We start from the raw sequence: 18,674 nt of genomic DNA on the forward strand, positions 1-18,674 counted from the left end.
TTTCCCATGCGCCATGATCCGACCCGCCTGTCCAGGACATCCCTAGCCGCCACCCTGCTTCTGGGCGCGCTGACCCTGCCCGCCGCGGCGCGGGTCTATGACCGGGTCGAGGTGCGCGGCGCCGAGTTCGTCCCCCAGGACGACATCCGCCGCGCCTGCGGGGCGCTTGACGGCATTGCGCTGGAGGCGGCGGACCTGGCCGGGGTCGAGCGCTGCCTGATGTCCACCGGCGTGTTCGAGCGCGTCTCGGTCAGCGGACAGGGGGATGCGCTGGTCATCGACGTGACCGAGGTCGAGCAGAGGCCGGGCCGGATCGAGGCGGCGATCTCATGGGTGAACGACCGCAGCCTGACCGGCAGCCTGTCCTATGAGCAATACAACCTGCTGCCCGATACCTTCGCCGCCGTGCATGGCGATTTCAGCCGCGACGCCAAAAGCTTCGACATCAGCCTCTATCGCGCCGACGCTTTCCGGCCGGGGCTGCATTTCGGCATCGACATCCTGGGCCAGCGCAGCAATTTCAGCGACCTGGCGTTCTCCATGCGCAGCCACCAGGCCGAGTTCTACCTGGCCGCGACGCCGGACGAGGCCACGCGCATCGAATACGGCATCGGCTGGCGCGACCACAGGCTGTTCGGGCTGGATGCCGATGCCAGCCCGCTGCTGCAACGGGAACAAGGCCAGCTTGACGCGCCCTTCCTGCGCCTGGGCTTCAGCCATGGCGACCGGGCAGGGGGGAAAACCGGCGGCCTGTTCGTGCAGTTCGAGCAATTCCTGTGGAACCTGGGCACATCCAGCCCGATCTCGGAAACCCGGCTGGAACTGGATGCGCGCCATGTGCTGGCGGGCGGCACCGTGTTGATGCTGGGGCTGGACGGCGGCATCGTCGCCGGGCTGTCCGGCAACGACACGACCGCGCTGGACCGGGTGTTTCCGGGCGGCGACAGTTTTCGCGGCTTCGCCCCGCGCGGCATCGGTCCGGCCGATGGCGATGATTTCCTGGGCGGCAACCGCCACCTGATCCTCTCGGCCGAGGTGCAGCACGAGCTGGGCAAGGTGATGGGCACCGCCCTGCGCGGCGGGATATTCGCCGATCTCGGCTCGGTCTGGGGGCTCGACGATACGTTGGGCGGGCGCATCGACGACAAGGCGCATATCCGCAGCAGCATCGGCCTGTCGCTGACCTTCGACGTGGCCAGCACGCCGGTCTCGCTTTATGCCGCGGTGCCGGTCCGGCACCAGCCCCAGGATGAGCGGCAGGTCTTCGGCCTATCCGTCAACGCAAGGTTTTGACGCCGCGCCAAGCCGGCGGGTGCGATTGTCCATCGCCTGCCGGAACAGCGTCATGTAGCGCGGCGCCACGGATTGCAGCGTATGGGCCTGGCCCAGGACGCGCGCTGCCCGGCCAAGCCGCGCCCGCCTTGCGGCATCGTCCCTGAGCGCCCGGATCGTGTCCAGCCAGCGGCCGATGTCGTCGGGCAGCAGGATGCCGTTGACATCGTCGCGGATCAGTTCCGCCGGATAGCCGCGGTCGGGCGCGATCACGCATCCGCCCCGGCCCAGGATTTCCAGCAATCCCCAATTCGCCACGCCGTGGCGCAGCGGATAAAGGAACAGGTCGATCTGCGACAGTTCGCGCACGAAATCCTGGTAGGGCAGCTTGCCGGGCCGTTCCAGCACCGCGGCGGCGGCGGGAAATTCCCGCATCAGATGGGTGCAGAAATCCGCCACCTCGCCGCCATATCGGCGCTGCACCCATTGCTGCTCGTAGCCATAGGTCGATCCGTCCGCCCCGCCCAGGGCGATGAACCGGGCATCGAAGCCTTCGCGCGCCAGCCGGTCCACGATCCGCACGAAGCTATCGAACCCCTTGGCGCTGGAAAGGTCGCGCGCCGAAAAGCCGATGGTGAACGGGCGCGGGCCGGGGGGCGGCGCAAAGGCCGGGCCGAAGTCCAGCCCTTCCAGCTGCACCTCGATATTGCCGCGCAGGGCGGGGGGGAACATCGTCTTGGCATGATGGCTGGGACAGATCACCAGGTCGCTGCGCAGCGCCTGGTGGAAATGCAGCATCTCGGTGTTCTTGTCGCTCATGCGCTGCGACAGGTCGGGCGGATAGGCCGGATCCCAGCCATGCGCATGGAAGCTGGGAAACTCGACATAGCTGACGATGGCCGCGTCGATCTCGTCATAAAGGAAATGCGGCGCGCCCCACAACGAATGGGCCACGACCACGTCGATGGGGCGGCTTTTCTGGAATTCGCGCAGCGCCAGCAGCAGCCCGCGCCCGATCCGGGCCGAGCGTTCCAGCTTGGCGGTGTAGTAATAGCTTTGCGCGCCGGTGATGGGACCGTCGGGCTGGAAGGCCAGGATATGGGCGCCCTTGTCCTGATGGCGCTGGCGATGGCCGGGCGTGGTCAGGAAATAGGTCTCGGCCATGCCCGCCTTGCGCAGATAGTCGCAAAGCGGGCCGAACTGGCCCGGATAGACGGCGCCGGCAAAGACGATGACGGGCTTTGGCATGGAGTTGGCGGTCTCAGATCAGCTTGCGGTCGCGCGCGGCGATGACCGCCTGCGTCCGGTTGCTGACGCCCAGCTTCTTGCAGACTGCCTTGACATGCATCTTGACCGTGGGTTCGGCCAGGTTCAGCGCCACGCCGATCTCGCGGTTCAGCTTGCCCTCGGCCAGAAGGCCCAGCACTTCGGATTCGCGGCGGGACAGCAGCGCGCCCTGGTCCTCTTGCGCCTGCTGCCGGGTTTTCACCAGTTCGATCGGCAGATAGCGCCCGCCGCCGGCCATGAAGCGGATCTCGTTGGCCAGGTTTTTGAGCGAGGTGGTCTTCAGCACGATCCCCGCCCCGCCAAGCGCCATGACCTCTTCGACCACGCGCGGCGGGGGGTTGCTGGTCAGAATGCCGACCGGCTTGCCGCCATTGTGTTCCAGCGCCTTGCCCAGCCCGGCGACGCCATCCATGCCGGGCATGTCCAGGTCGACCAGCACCAGATCGAACGGCCCGTGCCGGTCGATGGCCTCCAGTGCGGCGGGCAGGTCGGGCACGGTCTCGACCTCGATGTCCGGGACGCCGGTCAGATACATCTCGAGCATTTCCAGGATCATGGCGTGATCGTCCGCGATCAGCACCCGCAATGTGTTTTCTTGTTGTTCATTCATGGTTTCTGCTTTCGGCATCGCCGCCCGCCCAGGGGCGGCGGTCCGTCGAGTGACATCCAGAAACGGCGTGATGCCGGTGCAATCACATCCCCCTTACCCACGGCAGGATCAAGGTATCCCATCGCGCGGGCAGAGAACAGCCCGTTCACGCCATCTCCTCGACCGACCGGCGGCTTTGCATCAGCGCCTCGTCCAGGGGCGCGAACAGCGGCTCCAGGTCCGGCTGGCCCGCCTCGACCGCCTTTTCGATGGCGCGCAGGCGCCGTTCGACCAGGACCAGCCCGGTCAGGCCGCTGGCGCCGGTGGCGGCGTGCAGCCGCCGCCCGGTATCCTTGCCGACGCCTTCCTGGCGCAGCTCGTCCAGCACGGATTGCGCCTCGGCCAGGGCCCGCAGCATGAAGCCGCGCGCCGCCTCGCGGCCGACGCGCTCGGCAAGATCGGCGGCAGCGGCCGGGTCGACGGCCGCGTCCTCGCAGCGGATCGGCGCCGCGCCGGGGGATTGCCGCGACGGCGCGCCCGCCAGGATCCCGGCCAGGGCGTCGCGCAGCGTGTCGGGCCGGATCGGCTTTTCCAGCACGCAGACCATCCCCGCCTGGTGGCATGCCTCCTTGATGCGGTCGTCGGCATGGGCGGTCAGCCCGACCACCTTGCCCTGCCAGCGCGCCGCCGAGGCCGGATCCCCGGCCTTGAGCCGGGCGGCGAGCTCGATCCCGCTCATCCGGGGCAGGGTGACGTCGGTCAGCACCAGCTCGACCCGGCCGGCCAGCTCGTCGCGCGACAGCATCGCCAGTGCCTCGGGGCCGCTGCCCGCCACCACCACCTCGGCGCCGAAGCTGTGCAGAAGATGGCTTAGCCAGTCGCGGCTGGCCGGGCTGTCCTCGACCAGCATCAGCATCCGGCCCGCCAGCGCCTGCTGGGGCTGCGCCGGCTCGGCCAGCGGCTGGCGGCGCATGTCCGGGGCGCGCGGCAGGCTGAAGCTGACGCGGAAGATGGTGCCGATGACCCGGCCGGGGCTTCCGGGCGGCAGGGCCAGGCCGTCGCTGCCGCGATCCTGGATCTCGATCCGGCCGCCCAGCTGTTTCAGCGCATGGGCCAGCACGTTCAGCCCGGCCGAGGGGCGCTTGTCCGGGGCCGTCGCCGGCACGGCCGCCTCGTCCAGCGGCAGTCCCAGCGCCTTGGCCAGGCGGGCCTTTTGCGCCGGCGGCAGCCCGCCCCCCTCGTCCAGAAGCTCGATCCCGACGCGCCAGATCTCGGCCGCCGGCTCGTCGCCGGGCAGCGGATCGGCCAGAGGCGCGCAGGACAGCCGCAATTCCACCCGTCCGCCGCCATGGTTGACCGAGTTGTCGATCAGGTTCTGGCACAGCGCCCGCACGAAGCGCAGCGGGCCGCGCAGCGTCAGGTCGGGCGGCGCGTCGACGGTCAGCTGCACCTCGGTCGCGCGCGCGCTGGCGATCGGCTCGACCAGGGCAACCAGGCTGCCCACTTCCTCGACGATGCGGAAATCCTCGTCCGGCTGGATGCCGCGCGGGTTCTGTTCGCCGCGGATCACGGCCAGCACGTTGCTGATATGGTCCAGCGCCAGTTCGGCGGCGCGGCGCATCCTGGCGCCGGCGTCCTCGGGCGCTGCGGCCCCGCCCGGCCCCTGCATCAGCGCCTCGGCCGAGGCCAGCAGCGACTGGATCGGCGTGCGCAGGTCATGGGCCACCCGCATCAGCATGGCCGAGCGCGCGCGGTTGCGCAGCCAGGTCGATTCCTGGTCGCTTTCGGCCAGCCGCAGCAGATAGCCCTCGGCCGGGCCCAGGGGGACATGCACCACCTCGCCCGCGAAGCTCTGGCCGTTCTCGGTCCATTGCGCCGAGACGCTGCCCGAGCGCCGGGCGCGGGCGCAGGCCCCGGCCCAATCCAGCCGCGCGGTCAGTTCGTCCTGCCCGATCCCCAGCTGCTGGGCCGAGCGATTCGCCAGCAGGATCTCGCCCCGCTGGTTGGCCAGCACCACCGCGCGCCTGTCGGTGGCGATCACCCGCGCCAGGGCCTGCAGGATGGGGCGAACCGAATTGGCCAGATCCTTGCGCATCCCCGCCGGCAGCGGGGCAAGCTCGCCCGGTTCCTGGCCCTCGGTATCGGCAATCTCGGTCATGTCTTTCCTCGTGAACCCGGCAACGACGCGATTCTGGCCAAAGGGCGATGGCGCGGCAAGAGCGACCGGATCGCGCGCCTTCCCCCTGTCCGGCAGCGAATCGTCGAAAGCGATCCGTCGTGGCTTGACTGTCCTTTAGTATGTGTTATTGGCACATACTATCGTATATGACCCTATACCAAATCTCTACCTTGGCCCGCGTTGCTCCAGGGCCGCCCCCAAAAGGATGATTCCATGGCTCAAAGCATCATTCAGGCTGGCACGCTGATCGATGTCACCATTCCGGCGTTACCGGCGGCTGTCGGCGGCTATCTCAGGTCCGGCAGCGACTTGATCGTGCGGATGAACAGCGGCGACGAGTTCCTGATCAAGGACTTCTACATGGCCGCGGCCGACGGCACGGCCCATCGGCTGGTCCTGGGCGACGGCACGGTCATCCTGGCGGATGGCGACGAAGAGGCGGCGGCCGGCCTTGGCGCCGGCATGTTCGACGATGGCGCCGCCAGCGTCTGGGCCTTGGGTTCCGCCGCCCTGGCGGCCATCGGCGGCGGCACCATCATCGGCAACTCGGGCGATTCGTCGAATCCGACGGATACGACCGATCCAACGGATGGCACGGACCCGACTGACGGGACTGATCCGACGGATGGCACGGATCCGACCGATGGAACCGACCCGACGGATGGCACTGACCCGACTGACGGGACCGATCCGACGGATGGCACTGATCCGACTGACGGAACCGACCCGACGGACGGCACTGACCCGACCGACGGGACCGATCCGACGGATGGCACGGATCCGACCGATGGAACCGACCCGACGGATGGCACGGATCCGACCGATGGGACCGACCCGACGGATGGCACTGACCCGACCGACGGGACCGATCCGACGGATGGCACGGATCCGACCGATGGAACCGATCCGACGGATGGCACGGATCCGACCGATGGGACCGACCCGACGGACGGCACTGACCCGACCGATGGAACCGACCCGACGGATGGCACTGACCCGACTGACGGGACCGATCCGACGGATGGCACGGATCCGACCGATGGAACCGATCCGACGGATGGCGCGGACCATGTGCAGGGCTTCCTTGATCCCATCCTGGGTGACGGCGGGCTTCTGGGCGACCTGACGGGTAATGACGGCCCGCTCGGCGCAATCACCGGCTCGGACGGCTTGCTGGGCGACCTGCTGGGCCAGGATGGGCTGCTGGGCGGGCTGGGGGGTGGCCTGCTGGGCGTTCCCCTCCTGGGTGACGGGGTGGACGGTTCCGCCGGCGTTCTCGATCCGGTTCTGGCCGATGGCGGGCTTCTGGGGGATCTTACCGGCAACGGCGGCCTGCTGGGCGCGATCACCGGCTCCGAGGGGCTGCTGGGCGATCTGATCGGCGACCAGGGGCTGCTGGGCTCCGTCACCGGCTCGCAAGGGCTTGTGGGTGAGTTGACCGGCACCGGCCTGCTGAAGGACGGGGCGGCCGGCGAGGGGTCCAACGGCCTCTCGGGTCTGCTTGGCGGCGTGCTGGGCGGCAACGACCTGCTCGGCGGGCTGCTGGGCGGCCAGGGCGGCCTGCTTGGTGGGTTGCTGGGTGGCGAAGGCGGCTTGCTGGGCACCGTGACCGGGACGCTGGACAACGTGGTCGGCGGCGTGCTTGGCGGGAATGACCTGCTGGGTGGCCTGCTTGGTGGCCAGGGCGGGTTGCTGGACACCGTGACCGGGACACTCGACGGCGTCGTGGGTGGTGTGCTGGGCGGGGACGACCTGCTTGGCGGGCTGCTCGGCGGTGAGGGCGGATTGCTGGGCACCGTGACCGGAACGCTGGACAACGTGGTCGGCGGTTTGCTTGGCGGGAATGACCTGCTGGGCGGCCTGCTTGGCGGGCAGGGCGGGTTGCTGGATACGGTGACAGGAACGCTCGATGGCGTTGTCGGCGGCGTGCTTGGCGGGGACGACCTGCTGGGCGGCCTGCTTGGCGGCCAAGGCGGGTTGCTGGGCACCGTGACCGGAACGCTGGACAACGTGGTCGGCGGTTTGCTTGGCGGGAATGACCTGCTTGGCGGTCTGCTTGGCGGCGAGGGCGGGTTGCTGGATACGGTGACCGGGACGCTCGACGGCGTTGTCGGCGGCGTGCTTGGCGGGGACGACCTGCTGGGCGGTCTGCTTGGCGGCCAGGGCGGGTTGCTGGATACGGTGACCGGGACGCTCGACGGCGTTGTCGGCGGCGTGCTTGGCGGGAATGACCTGCTGGGCGGTCTGCTTGGCGGCCAGGGCGGGTTGCTGGATACGGTGACCGGGACGCTCGACAGTGTTGTCGGCGGCGTGCTTGGCGGGAACGACCTGCTGGGTGGGCTGCTGGGCGACCAGGGCGGGTTGCTGGATACGGTGACCGGGACGCTTGATGGCGTCGTGGGTGGCGTGCTTGGTGGGAATGACCTGCTGGGCGGTCTGCTTGGCGGCGAAGGCGGTTTGCTCAACACCGTGACCGGGACGCTCGACGGTGTTGTCGGCGGCGTGCTGGGCGGCGATGATCTGCTGGGCGGGCTCCTGGGTGGCCAGGGCGACCTGCTGGGCGACCTCCTCGGAGGCGACCTGCTGGGCAATGTCGGCGACACGCTGACGGGCCTGCTGGGTGTCGCGCCCGGCGATGGCCTGCTGGATCCGGTCCTCGCCGATGGCGGGCTGCTGGGCGAGCTGACCGGCAACAACGGCACCCTGGGCGACATCAGCGGCTCGAACGGCCTGCTGGGCGACGTGGTTGGCGATCAGGGGGCGCTTGCGCCCGTTACCGGCCAGGACGGGCTGCTGGGCGAGCTGACCGGCCATGGCCTGCTGGGCGAGGACAGCGACAATCCCGACGGCCTGCTGAACGACCTGCTGGGCGGCAGCGACGACCTGATTGCCGGCGTCGCCGATACCCTGGACGGGCTGCTGGGCGGCGAAAGCGACCTGCTGGGCGGGGTGAGCGATACGCTTGGCGGGCTGCTTGGCAGCGGCAATGCCGGCGATCTGCTGGCGCCGCTGGGCGATGCCGTCGACGGGCTTCTGGGCGGCGGCCTGCTGGCCGGCCTCGGCAGCCTCAACGACGAGCACGGCGCCTGACGCACGAAAACGCGGGCGCGCCCAGGCCGGGCGCGCCCGCCGCCCCCCAGCAATCCGGCGGCAAGGCTGCGAAGGACGCGCAAGGCGGCCGGCCGTTCGATCCCGAGGAAACAATGGTTGGAATTGTCGATTCCGCGATGATGATCGCGATCCGCACGCGGCACCGCAAGGACTCGGCGGATCTGCTGGCCATGGCGATAGAGCTGACGGACAGGAACCCGAATTGCCGGGTCGGCCTATACGCCCTGGATAACCTGCCGCAGAAAAGCGCATTCTACGAATTCGGCAACAGCGCCGAATTCCTGGCCGGCTTCATCCGGGAACTCGGGCTCGAGGATGTGCAGGACATGGACCTGAACCAGCCGGGCGTGCCGCCGGCGAAGGTCACGAAGATCCTGGAACGCAAGCTTTCCGAGGCCCAAGCCAAGATCGCCTATTGCCGGGCCTATGCCGACGGCAAGGCCTTTCGCGACGAGGACATAGACGATCTGGAATGGCATATCCGCGGGCTTCTGCGGCAGCTCAGCGGCTTGCGCGACCAGATCGGCCGCATCGCGCCGGCGGCGCAGCCCGAACCCGAGCCGATCAAGGCGACCGCCTGCCTCATTCCCTTCAAGGGGCGGGCCAGCGCGCAGCAGTGAACCGGGGCTTGCGCCCCGGCCCTTTCGAAACGTGCCGACCAATCCGCATTTGCCCAAGGCAGAATATGACGAGGAGTAGCCATGTTGACGAAGTGCCGTTTTTCCGAAACTGCCAGCAGCGAAGCATTCGACCATGACTGCGGCTCTACAGGCGGAGAGCTGGTCATCTATATCTTGGCAGCGATAGCCGGAGGGCTGATGGGGGTCAGCCTGGCACTTTTCCTGAACCTGTCGCTTTTGGGCGTTTTCCTGGCATATTCCCTGGGTGGAATGGGCGCGATTCTTGTCATGGCGGTGGGGCTGTTCCTGCTGCGATCCTTGCGGCAATCCATCACGCTGGCGATCCGGTAGAACCGTCCGGGCTATTTCCCCCAGGACTGAAGCGGGCCTTCATCTGCGGGCGCCGATACCCCGACCTTGCCCCCGCATTCGCAGGGTGCTGCTGCCCGGAAAAGGGGTTGCGGGCCAGCCTTACCTCGGCCAGGCCGTCCTCTGGACGGCGGCCCCTACGCCGCATCGAGTTCGCGCCAGATCTTCAGCAGCGCCGTTTCAAAGGTATCGCTGTTGTAATTGGCATTCACCACCGCGCTTGCGTGGCGGCGGATGGCATCAAGACGCGCCGGCGCGGCGGCATATTCCGCCACCGCCGCCTCCAGCGCATGCACAAGCCCCAGGGTATCGTCCTCGGTCACGGGAACCCCGGTTTCGGGGGTGAAGTATTCCCGCCCGCCAAGCCCGGTGTAGCCGACCACGATGCAGCCCGCCGCCATTGCTTCTGCCGCCGGGAAGCCGATCGATTCCATGCGCAGCAGCGAAATGAAGAACTGGCTGCGTTGCAAATGATCCGAGACATCCAGCCGCGGCATATTGTCGAGTTCCTGAATCCGGTATCCCTTCAATTTCCCCCGGCGCTCCAGCGTATCGACGATCTGGCGTGCCTCTGCCGAGCGTTTGCGCGGCATATAGGTAATCAGCCGCTCCTTTTCCTCGCGAAAGGGAAAATCCTCGGGCTTCATCGAGACGGGAAGGTGATGGCCGGTCTGGATATTCAGAAGTTCGAACTGATCGAGGCATATTTGCGAAACGCCCAGGAACCAGTCCGTGCGTTCGCGGATGTCGAGCCCCCTTTCCATGGCTTCCGCATGTGCCTCTTGGAAGGCGAACGGGTTTTGCACGAAAACGCCAAGCCGGGACTGCGGAAAAGCCGTCATTGCCGCGGTGATCATGAACTCCGGTATGACCAGAATATCCTCGACCCCCGGCCGCCAGGGTTTCAGGGGCCCGCCGCGAAGTTTTTCGCCCATGAGAATAAAGGGCGACATGAGCCGGGCGCGCCGACCGTCCAGTCCCTGTTTTTGCCGGGCAATATAATAGTCATAGGTATAGCAGAGCGGCGGCTTGTCGGGATGGTCCAGATAGCCGGCGGCGGGGCTGTTGTGCAGGATGGCGGCTTCATAGCCCGCCCGGCACAGCGCTGCCACCGTGTCATAGATGACGGCAATCCCGCCCGATGCCGTTTGCGTGTCGGGACACAGGAAAAGATAGCGACGCACCATGGCACCCGGAAAGCTGATTTCCAGGAAACATGTTGAAGAAAGCCACGGGTGTCAACGCAGCACTTGACGGCGCAGCCGGGTTTTCCGGGCATGCTTGGTATGTGGATACCGCAGCAGACGGCGCCGCGTGCAGGCCGGCGGGCCGTCCAGGGGCGCAGGAATCCGCGGCGAAGGGGGCAGGCGATGGGCGCAGATTTACGGCGAAGCCTCTTTTCGCTCGCATTCCGTGCCGGTATCCTTAGGATCGGCCGGGGTAATTGTTTCTGCAAACTGGAAATGCTGCATGCTGATATCTGACAAGGCGCCCGAGGCTCCGTCAGTCGCGCTGTTGACCTTTGTGCTTGAAGAGCATCATTGCGTGATCCTTGAAGATTGGATTGCCTTTTTCGACCATCCGATTGCCGAGCTGGTCGTGCATCTGGGCAAGGATCCCGGCATAGAAACCCGCGTCCGGCAGCTATGCGAAGCGCATGGCATTCGCCTGCATGACATGGGCAGGACGACGCCGCGGGAAACCACCGATTCGGAACAGCAGCTTCTGGAAAAGCAGTTCGATGCGGTAACGGCCGATCTTGGATGCGTGGTGCGATTGGATACCATTCCCTATCGCGCCCGGAATGTGACCTGGCAGGACGCGGCCCTTGCATTGATGAAGGAAACAGGTGCCTGTTTCATGACCGGCAGCACATTGCCTTATCGCGCGGACCGGCCTACGCCCAGGCCGGAATTCATGCTGACGCAAAGCATCAGCAATTGCTTCCTGGTGATCGAGCCGGAAATCTGGAGGACGCTCCAGGCCGGAACCCAAGATTCCGAGTCGAAATACGGCAGGTTCCTGGTCGAAGGCGCGGCCGAGGATTATGTGGCGGAAAACGGCCTTTGGGGGCTGCGTCTTGTCAATGGCGAGGACATTCGCATCTTTCATTGCCAGGAATGGGGATTGCGATTGCTTCGCATCCGGGATTCCTTTCGCAAGGGATACAGGATCTCCCCATTCCTTCGGGGATACCAGGACGATTACCTTTACGAAAATGCGCGATACTACATGCAGCGCCGGGAACCCCTGCTGCGACGGGCCAGGGTTTTCCTGGGCTACTGGCGCCGGCGGCTTTTCAATTGAGGGGCTGCCGCGCCGTGCGGTCAGCGCCAGCGGACATCCAGCATGACCCGGTTTTCGTCATACATCGGGACCGTCGACGACCGATGCTGCCCCGCCAGCAGCAGCGTGAATTTCGGCGTCAGGGCGACCTCGATGCCCAGGGTGCGGACATCGTCCCGCCGCGGGGTGCCGAAGACGGCAGAGCCCTCTTCCCGTTGCCAGCCGATGCCGAGGGTCACGGGGCGGTTGCCGACCGGGCGGGTCAGCGACAGCCCCGCCCGATAGCGGATGGCGTTGTGGCCGGCGACCCTTTCGCCGGCGGAAAGCTGAAGCCCGACCGCGCCGATCCCGGAAACGGCGCTGCCGAGCGACAGGTCCGCGAAGGCCTGGCGATAATCCTTGCGCCAGGTCTGCCGCAGGCCCAGGGACATCTCGTGCAGGGCGCCCGCGGCCTCGAATAGCCTGGTGCCGCGCAGGCCGGTCCAGGCCAGATGGCTTTCGGACAGATCCGTCCGGCCAAAGGCGTAGCCGCCGCACAGGTCGACAAAGCGCCATTCGCCCAGGTGCTGCGCAAGGCAGGCCCCGAGCCCCAGATCCTGGCGCGAAAGATCGTGCCGCGGCGAATAGACCGCCGTCGCCTGGCCCGCCAGCCGCAGAACCCGCCCCGGCGCCAGCCGGTATCTTGCGCCGGCCGAGGCGGCAAGGCCCAGCACCAGCCCGCCGCGGGCGCGGCTTTCCGGGCTGACCGTCAGGTCGATGCCCCCGACCGTCAGGCTTTCGCCGGGGATGCCGCCGTTGATATTGTCGTCCCATCGCAGCAGCGGCCGGGCGGTCAGGTGCCGCGACAGCAGGACCGGCTGCGGGCGGCCGTCGCGCAGCATCCCTTCGTGATGCAGCAGCCGCGCCAGCAACGGCGCCCGCCCGGCAGGACGGTCGCGCATCAGCGCAAAACCCGCCAGCCGGGGCGAGCCGGACATCAGCGCCGCCTGGGTCCGGTCGGGCTGCTCTGCCCAGGCGGGCGAGGCCAGGCAGGGCAGCAGGCTGGCGAAGACCCGGGCCCGCCAGCCCGCCTTCCATGATGCGGGCAGCATTCGGCGGGATCAGCGTTCGGCGGCGAAGCCGCTGTCGCCGAAGACCGCGCCCGTGGCGCCGTCATATTCGACCGTGCCGGTGATGGTCCCCCGCACGGCCTCGGCGGCGCTGCCCCTGAACGTCCCGTCCAGCGCGAGGTCGAGGCCGATGTCGCCGCGGTCGCCGCCGCCCAGCGTGCCCGCCGCGCGGCCCGTCATGCCGTTGCCGCTGATGCTGCCGCCGGTGATCGGCAGGCTGCCGGTCAGGGTGGGGCCGTCCTCGACGCCGACCTCGTGGATCTGCCCGGAAACGCTGCTGCTGGCGAAATCCGCGTTGAGCGCGATCTTGGCGTTCGCGGCCTCGTATCCGGGATCGCCGACAGCGACCGGGCCGCCGGTCATGTTCATTTCGACGAAGGCATAGCCGTCATAGGTGGCGCTGCCCGTCGTCGGCATGGCGGCGGTGCTGGTCGGGGCAAGGGCTGCGGTGCGGCCCTCCATCTCCATCAACGGCCCGTCATGTTCCAGAAAGGTCTGGCCGTCCGCTGTGCCGCCGCCACCACCCGGCACGCCGCCGCCTCCAGACCCGCTGCTACCGCCGCAACCTGCCAGCGCCAGCGTGATTGACGCGGCCAGGACGCTGCCGAAGATCTTGCCCGTCTGCATGGAACCCTCCAAGAAAGCCTGAAATCACGGGCGCAAGGCCCGGTTCCGATTACAGGGCCGGGGGCAGGGGACTGTCGTCACCCGTTTGGGTGAAGGCGGGCGCGAAATTCTTGCAAGGCGACATCGTCGCGGCCGCGGCCGCATGGGTTGCGGGCGGCGCATTCGGCGGGCAGCTGCATAGGCCGCCGCCCGCCGGCAGGTTCAGCCAAGCGTTTCGCGCAGCGCCTCGGCGGTCGCATCGACGATCACCTCCGCCTCGGCCTCGGTCAGGCAAAGCGGCGGGGCCAGGCCGATGATGTCGCCCTGCGGCATGGCCCGCGCGATCACCCCGCGCCTGAGCATGGCGGCGACGACCTTGCCGCCGATGCCCTCGGCCGGGTCGAAGAAGCCGCGCGTGTCGCGGTCGCGGACCAGCTCGACGGCGCAGAGCATGCCCTCGCCGCGGATCTCGCCCACGTTCGGGTGATCGCCAAGCGCCCCGCGCATGCGGTCGTTGAGGTAGCGGCCGACGCGGCCGGCATTCTCGACCAGCCCCAGCTCATCGATCAGCCGCAGGTTGGCGATGCCCGCCGCCGCGCCGATGGGATGGGCGGAATAGGTCCAGCCATGGCCCAGCACGCCATGTTCGTCGGTGCCCTGCATCAGCACGTCCCAGACCTTCTGCCCGACGATGCTGCCCGACAGCGGCGCATAGGCCGAGGTCAGGCCCTTGGCGCAGGTGATGATGTCGGGGGTCATGCCATAGTGATCGCTGCCGAACATGCTGCCCAGCCGGCCGAAGCCCGTCACCACCTCGTCCGCGATCAGCAGGATGTCGTGTCGCGCCAGCACCTTCTGGATCGCATCCCAATAGCCCCTGGGCGGCGGCACGATGCCGCCGGTGCCCAGCACCGGCTCGCCGATGAAGGCGGCGATGGTGTCGGCGCCCTCGGCCGCGATCAGCCGCTCCAGTTCCTCGGCGCAATGGGCGCTGAACTGTTCCTCGGACATGCCGGCGTCCTTGCGGCGATAGTAATAGGGCGCCTCGGTATGGATCACCTGCGCCAGCGGCAGGTCGAATTTCTTGTGGAACAGTTCCAGCCCGGTCAGCGAGCCGGTCATCAGCCCCGAACCGTGATAGCCCCGCCAGCGCGAGATGATCTTCTTCTTCTGCGGCAGCCCGCGGATGTTGTTGTAATACCAGACCAGCTTGACGTTGGTTTCATTGGCGTCCGAGCCGCCCAGGCCGAAATAGACCCGCGCCATGTGTTTCGGCGCCCGGTCCATGACCATTTTCGCCAGCGTGATCGAGGCTTCCGAACCATGTCCGGCATAGGCATGGTAATAGGCCAGCTCGCGCGCCTGCGCGGCGATGGCCTCGGCGATCTCGGTCCGGCCATAGCCTGCGTTCACGCAATAGAGCCCGGCAAAGCCGTCCAGCAGCCGGTTGCCGTCGCGGTCGATGATATGGACGCCTTCCGCGCCCGCGATGATGCGCTGCGGACCTTCACCGCGCGCGAATTGGCCCAGGTTGGTCGAGGGGTGGAACAGGCTTTCGCGGTCCCATCTGGACAGCTCGTCATTGGTCAGCATCACGCTCTCCTTGTCTCTGCCCAGTCGCGGCAGACGTATTTGATCTCGGTAAAGGCCTCGAGCCCGTGGCGGCTGCCCTCGCGGCCCAGGCCCGATTGCTTCATGCCGCCGAAGGGGATCGGCGCGCCCGTGACCTTGGTGCGGTTCACCGCGACCATGCCGAACTCCAGGGCGCGGGACAGGCGATAGATGCGGCGCGGGTCGCGGCTGTGGACATAGGCGACAAGGCCGTATTCGGTGGCGTTGGCGATGCGCACCGCCTCGTCCTCGGTGTCGAAGGGGGCGATGGCGGCGACGGGGCCGAAGGTTTCCTCGCGAAAGATCAGCGCCTCGGCCGGCACGTCGGCCAGAACGGTCGGGCGATAGAACAGCGGCCCCTGCGGATCGCGGCTGCCGCCGGTCAGCAGGCGCGCGCCGCGGGCCAGCGCGTCGGCGACATGCTCCTCCTGCTTCCTGACCGCGCCTTCGTTCATCAGCGGGCCGAGGTCGCGATCCTCGCCCCCCGGCCCCAGCGTCAGCGCGGCGGCGGCGGCGGTGAAGCGGCGGCAGAACTCGTCATAGACCGGCCGCTCGACCAGGAAGCGGTTGGCGCCCAGGCAATCCTGGCCCGAGGTGGCGAACTTGGCCTTGATCGCCTCGTCCACCGCCAGGTCGAGGTCGCAATCGGCAAAGGCGATGAAGGGCGCGTGCCCGCCCAGCTCCAGCACCAGCCGCTTCACCGTCTCGGCGCTTTGGCGATAGAGCAGCTTGCCGACCTGCGTCGAGCCGGTGAAGCTGAGCGCCCGCACCCGCGGATCGGCGCACCAGGCGCCCACGATCTCGGGCGCCTCGCCCGTCACCACGTTGAAGACGCCGGCCGGAAAGCCCGCGCGATCCGCCAGTTCCGCCAGCGCGGTCGCCGACAGCGGCGTCTCGGCCGAGGGATGCACGACCACGGTGCAGCCCGCCGCCAGCGCCGCCGCCGCCTTGCGGGTGATCATGGCGCAGGGAAAGTTCCAGGGCGTGACCAGTGCCGCGACGCCCAGCGGTTCGCGCCACAGCTCCATCTCGGCGGTCGAGAGATGCGAGGTCACGCTTTCGATGTTCGGGCGCTTGGCTTCCTCGGCATAAAACTCGACGAAGCTGGCGGCATAGTCGATCTCGCCGCGCGATTCCGACAGGGGCTTGCCCTGCTCGGCGGTCATGATCCGCGCCAGATCCTCGCGCGCATCGACGATCAGCCGGTGCCAGCGCATCAGCACGGCGGCCCGTTCCTGCGGCAAGAGCGCCGACCAGCCGGCAAAGGCCGCCTGCGCCGCATCGACCGCCGCGCGGGCCTGCGCCGCATTCAGCCGCGCCACCTGCGCCACCGGCTGCCCGGTCGCGGGATCGGTGACGGCAAAGCGCGCCCCGCCCACCCAGGCGCCGTTCACGAAGGCATCCTCGCGCATCAGGGTCTTGTCGGTGATCATGGCTGAACCTCCTCGCCGATGACGGCGACGCAATCGCCGGGTTTCACGATGCCGGGGAAATGCCGCGCCATCATCAGCCCGGTGCGGCGGGCATGGACCGCGACCGGGGCCAGGCCGGTGCGCGTAACCGGAAAGATGCGGGCGACGGGCTGGCCTTGTTCCACGGCATCGCCCAGGTCGGCCAGGAACTCGATCAGCCCGCCATCCTCGGCAAAGGTGAAGCAATCCGCATCGGGCATGTCGAGCCAGCGCGTCGGCCGGGCTTCGACCTCGCCGCGCATCACCCCGGCCGCGACCAGCAGGTCGCGCAACCCCCGCCGGGCGATCCCGGCGGTGTGGGCGGTGGCGGTGCCGCCGCCGCCCAGTTCGGTGGTGACGAAGGTCTTGCCCATTTCCTCGGCCGCGGTGTCATACATGCCGACCGCGTCGATCTCGAGCATCCTGACCGACCAGGGCGCCCCGAAGGCGCGCACCAGGTCGAAGGCCGCCGCCTCCTGCCGCTTGTCGGGCAGGATATGGGCGGCGCAATAGGGCAGGAAATCCAGCGTCTTGCCGCCGGAATGGAAATCCAGCACCACATCCGCCATCGGCAGCAGCACGCGCTGGAAATAATCCGCAAGCTTCTGCGTGACCGAGCCGTCCGGCCGGCCCGGAAAGCTGCGGTTCAGGTTGCCGCGGTCGATGGGCGAGGTGCGGGTGCCGGCCGCGAAGGCCGGGTAGTTCATTGCCGGCACGATGATGATGCGGCCGGTGACGTCCTTGGCCCGGATGGTCGCGGCCAGGTCGAAAAGCGCGATCGGCCCCTCGTATTCGTCGCCGTGGTTGGCGCCGGTCAACAGCGCCGTCGGCCCCTCGCCGTTGTTGACCACGGTGATCGGGGTCATGATCGACCCCCAGGCCGCATCGTCGCGCGAATAGGGCAGGCGCAGGAAGCCGTGCTGCACCCCCGGCGCCGCGAAATCCACCGTCGCCGCGATGGGCGAGGGCGCAAGCTGCATCTGCAACATGGCGCTAGTCCTTCACGAACAGCTGGCGCGGGACATCGGCAAGGCATTCCACGCCGGTCTCGGTGATCAGGATCGACTCGGTGATCTCCAGCCCCATGTCCTCGAGCCAGAGCCCGGTCATGAAATGGAAGGTCATGCCGGGTTGCAGCACGGTGCGGTCGCCGGGGCGCAGCGACATGGTGCGCTCGCCCCAGTCCGGGGGATAGCTGACGCCGATGCCGTAGCCGGTGCGGTTGTCCTTGACGATGCCGTATTTCGCCAGCACGTCGAAGAAACCCTTGGCGATGTCCTCGCAGGTGTTGCCGGGCTTCGCGGCGGCCAGCCCGGCCTCCATCCCCTCCAGCGTGGCCTTTTCGGCGTCCAGGAAGGCCTGCGTCGGCTGGCCCAGGAACACCGTGCGCGACAGCGGGACGTGATAGCGGTGATAGCAGCCGGCGATCTCGAAGAAGGTGCCTTCGCCGGCCTTCATCGGCCTGTCGTCCCAGGTCAGGTGCGGGGCCGAGGCATCGCGCCCCGAGGGCAGCAGCGGCACGATGGCCGGATAGTCGCCGCCGATCCCGTCCACGCCGCGGGTGCCGGCGTCGTAGATTTCCGCGACCAGGTCGCATTTGCGCATCCCGACCTGCACCTTGTCGAGGATGCGGGCGTGCATCGCCTCGACGATGCGGGCGGCGTTGCGCATATAGGCGATCTCCTGCGGCGATTTCACCGCGCGCTGCCAGTTCACCAGCGCCGTGCAATCGCTGAGCGTCGCGTCGGGCAGGTTCCGGGTCAGGCTGGCAAAGGCGGCGGCGGTGAACCAGTAATTGTCCATCTCGACCCCGATGCGCTTCGTGCCCCAGCCGCGGTCCCGCAGGATGCCGGACAGGTAGTCCATCGGGTGCATCTGGGGGTTCTGCACGTAATGGTCGGGATAGCCGATGATGTTTTCGGGCTTCAGATAGGCCGTCAGCTTCGCGCCGTTCGCGTCCTGTCCGCGGCCATACCAGATCGGCTCGCCATCCGGCGGCACCACGACGCATTGATGGACATAGAAGGACCAGCCGTCATAGCCGGTCAGCCAGTTCATGTTCGACGGATCGGTGACGATCAGCAGATCGACCCCCGCCTTGTCCATCGCCCGGCGGGTCTTGGCGAGGCGGTCGGCATATTCCTCGCGGGTGAACTTCAATGCGACGTCTGTCATGGCGGTTTC

At 67.9% G+C, this 18,674-nt stretch carries 15 protein-coding genes; 5 read left to right on the forward strand and 10 right to left on the reverse strand.

Translation table 11 applies throughout. The annotated features are described in order from the left end of the window. The first annotated feature begins 6 nt into the window (after nt 1–6). Entirely contained in the window at nt 7–1,293 is a 1,287-nt protein-coding gene (locus IT40_RS01840; RefSeq protein ID WP_052095679.1) for a BamA/TamA family outer membrane protein, read from the forward strand. Here the strand turns inward: IT40_RS01840 and IT40_RS01845 are convergent. The 3 genes from IT40_RS01845 to IT40_RS01855 form a co-directional block, all read right to left on the reverse strand. After that, nucleotides 1,270–2,520, reverse strand: coding sequence for a glycosyltransferase (locus IT40_RS01845; protein WP_036749807.1), 1,251 nt, complete (start codon nt 2,518–2,520; stop codon nt 1,270–1,272). The two genes, IT40_RS01840 and IT40_RS01845, sit on opposite strands and share 24 nt — an antisense overlap. A gap of 13 nt (nt 2,521–2,533) precedes the next feature. After that, complete coding sequence (locus tag IT40_RS01850) at nt 2,534–3,169, reverse strand: response regulator transcription factor (protein WP_052095680.1); 636 nt, start codon at nt 3,167–3,169, stop codon at nt 2,534–2,536. Nucleotides 3,170–3,314: 145 nt separating this feature from the next. After that, complete coding sequence (locus IT40_RS01855) at nt 3,315–5,306, reverse strand: hybrid sensor histidine kinase/response regulator (protein WP_052095681.1); 1,992 nt, start codon at nt 5,304–5,306, stop codon at nt 3,315–3,317. Nucleotides 5,307–5,540: 234 nt separating this feature from the next. Between IT40_RS01855 and IT40_RS29860 the strand changes: the two genes are divergently transcribed. The 3 genes from IT40_RS29860 to IT40_RS01870 all read left to right on the forward strand — a co-directional run bounded on the left by IT40_RS29860 (nt 5,541) and on the right by IT40_RS01870 (nt 9,409). Further along, a complete protein-coding gene (locus IT40_RS29860) occupies nt 5,541–8,417 on the forward strand; it encodes a BapA/Bap/LapF family prefix-like domain-containing protein (protein ID WP_052095682.1) in 2,877 nt (958 codons plus the stop codon). A 113-nt stretch (nt 8,418–8,530) separates the two neighbouring features. Beyond that, the gene (locus IT40_RS01865; protein WP_147278972.1) at nt 8,531–9,058 is read left to right on the forward strand and encodes a hypothetical protein; all 528 of its coding nucleotides are present in this window, start codon (nt 8,531–8,533) and stop codon (nt 9,056–9,058) included. Between the two features lie 81 nt (nt 9,059–9,139). Then, nucleotides 9,140–9,409, forward strand: a complete 270-nt coding sequence (locus IT40_RS01870; RefSeq protein ID WP_036749813.1) for a hypothetical protein — start codon at nt 9,140–9,142, stop codon at nt 9,407–9,409. 155 nt (nt 9,410–9,564) lie between these two features. Here the strand turns inward: IT40_RS01870 and IT40_RS01875 are convergent, their stop codons facing one another. Then, nucleotides 9,565–10,614, reverse strand: a complete 1,050-nt coding sequence (locus IT40_RS01875) for a glycosyltransferase family protein (RefSeq protein ID WP_036749817.1) — start codon at nt 10,612–10,614, stop codon at nt 9,565–9,567. A gap of 283 nt (nt 10,615–10,897) precedes the next feature. Here IT40_RS01875 and IT40_RS01880 point away from each other — a divergent pair, with 283 nt between their 5' ends. Further along, nucleotides 10,898–11,734 carry a hypothetical protein gene (locus IT40_RS01880; protein ID WP_036749821.1) on the forward strand — a complete coding sequence of 279 codons (837 nt, stop codon included), beginning with the start codon at nt 10,898–10,900 and terminating at the stop codon, nt 11,732–11,734. 20 nt (nt 11,735–11,754) lie between these two features. On the opposite strand, the gene IT40_RS01885 is transcribed toward IT40_RS01880, so the two are convergent. The 6 genes from IT40_RS01885 to doeA all read right to left on the reverse strand — a co-directional run bounded on the left by IT40_RS01885 (nt 11,755) and on the right by doeA (nt 18,665). Further along, complete coding sequence (locus IT40_RS01885) at nt 11,755–12,804, reverse strand: hypothetical protein (protein ID WP_036749823.1); 1,050 nt, start codon at nt 12,802–12,804, stop codon at nt 11,755–11,757. A 9-nt stretch (nt 12,805–12,813) separates the two neighbouring features. Continuing rightward, nucleotides 12,814–13,449 carry a transferrin-binding protein-like solute binding protein gene (locus IT40_RS01890; RefSeq protein WP_036749826.1) on the reverse strand — a complete coding sequence of 212 codons (636 nt, stop codon included), beginning with the start codon at nt 13,447–13,449 and terminating at the stop codon, nt 12,814–12,816. 201 nt (nt 13,450–13,650) lie between these two features. Beyond that, complete coding sequence (locus IT40_RS01895) at nt 13,651–15,021, reverse strand: aspartate aminotransferase family protein (RefSeq protein ID WP_036749829.1); 1,371 nt, start codon at nt 15,019–15,021, stop codon at nt 13,651–13,653. Further along, on the reverse strand, nt 15,021–16,472 hold the full coding sequence (locus tag IT40_RS01900) for an NAD-dependent succinate-semialdehyde dehydrogenase (RefSeq protein WP_036749831.1): 1,452 nt from the start codon (nt 16,470–16,472) through the stop codon (nt 15,021–15,023). Before IT40_RS01900 ends, IT40_RS01895 begins: the two co-directional genes overlap by 1 nt. Continuing rightward, complete coding sequence (gene doeB / locus IT40_RS01905; protein ID WP_036749833.1) at nt 16,469–17,479, reverse strand: N(2)-acetyl-L-2,4-diaminobutanoate deacetylase DoeB; 1,011 nt, start codon at nt 17,477–17,479, stop codon at nt 16,469–16,471. Before doeB ends, IT40_RS01900 begins: the two co-directional genes overlap by 4 nt. 4 nt (nt 17,480–17,483) lie before the next feature. Further along, the gene (gene doeA / locus IT40_RS01910) at nt 17,484–18,665 is read right to left on the reverse strand and encodes an ectoine hydrolase DoeA (protein WP_036749836.1); all 1,182 of its coding nucleotides are present in this window, start codon (nt 18,663–18,665) and stop codon (nt 17,484–17,486) included. Nucleotides 18,666–18,674: the final 9 nt, after the last annotated feature.

Origin of the sequence: Paracoccus versutus (assembly GCF_000763885.1) — a bacterium.
GTDB classification, from domain to species: domain Bacteria; phylum Pseudomonadota; class Alphaproteobacteria; order Rhodobacterales; family Rhodobacteraceae; genus Paracoccus; species Paracoccus versutus.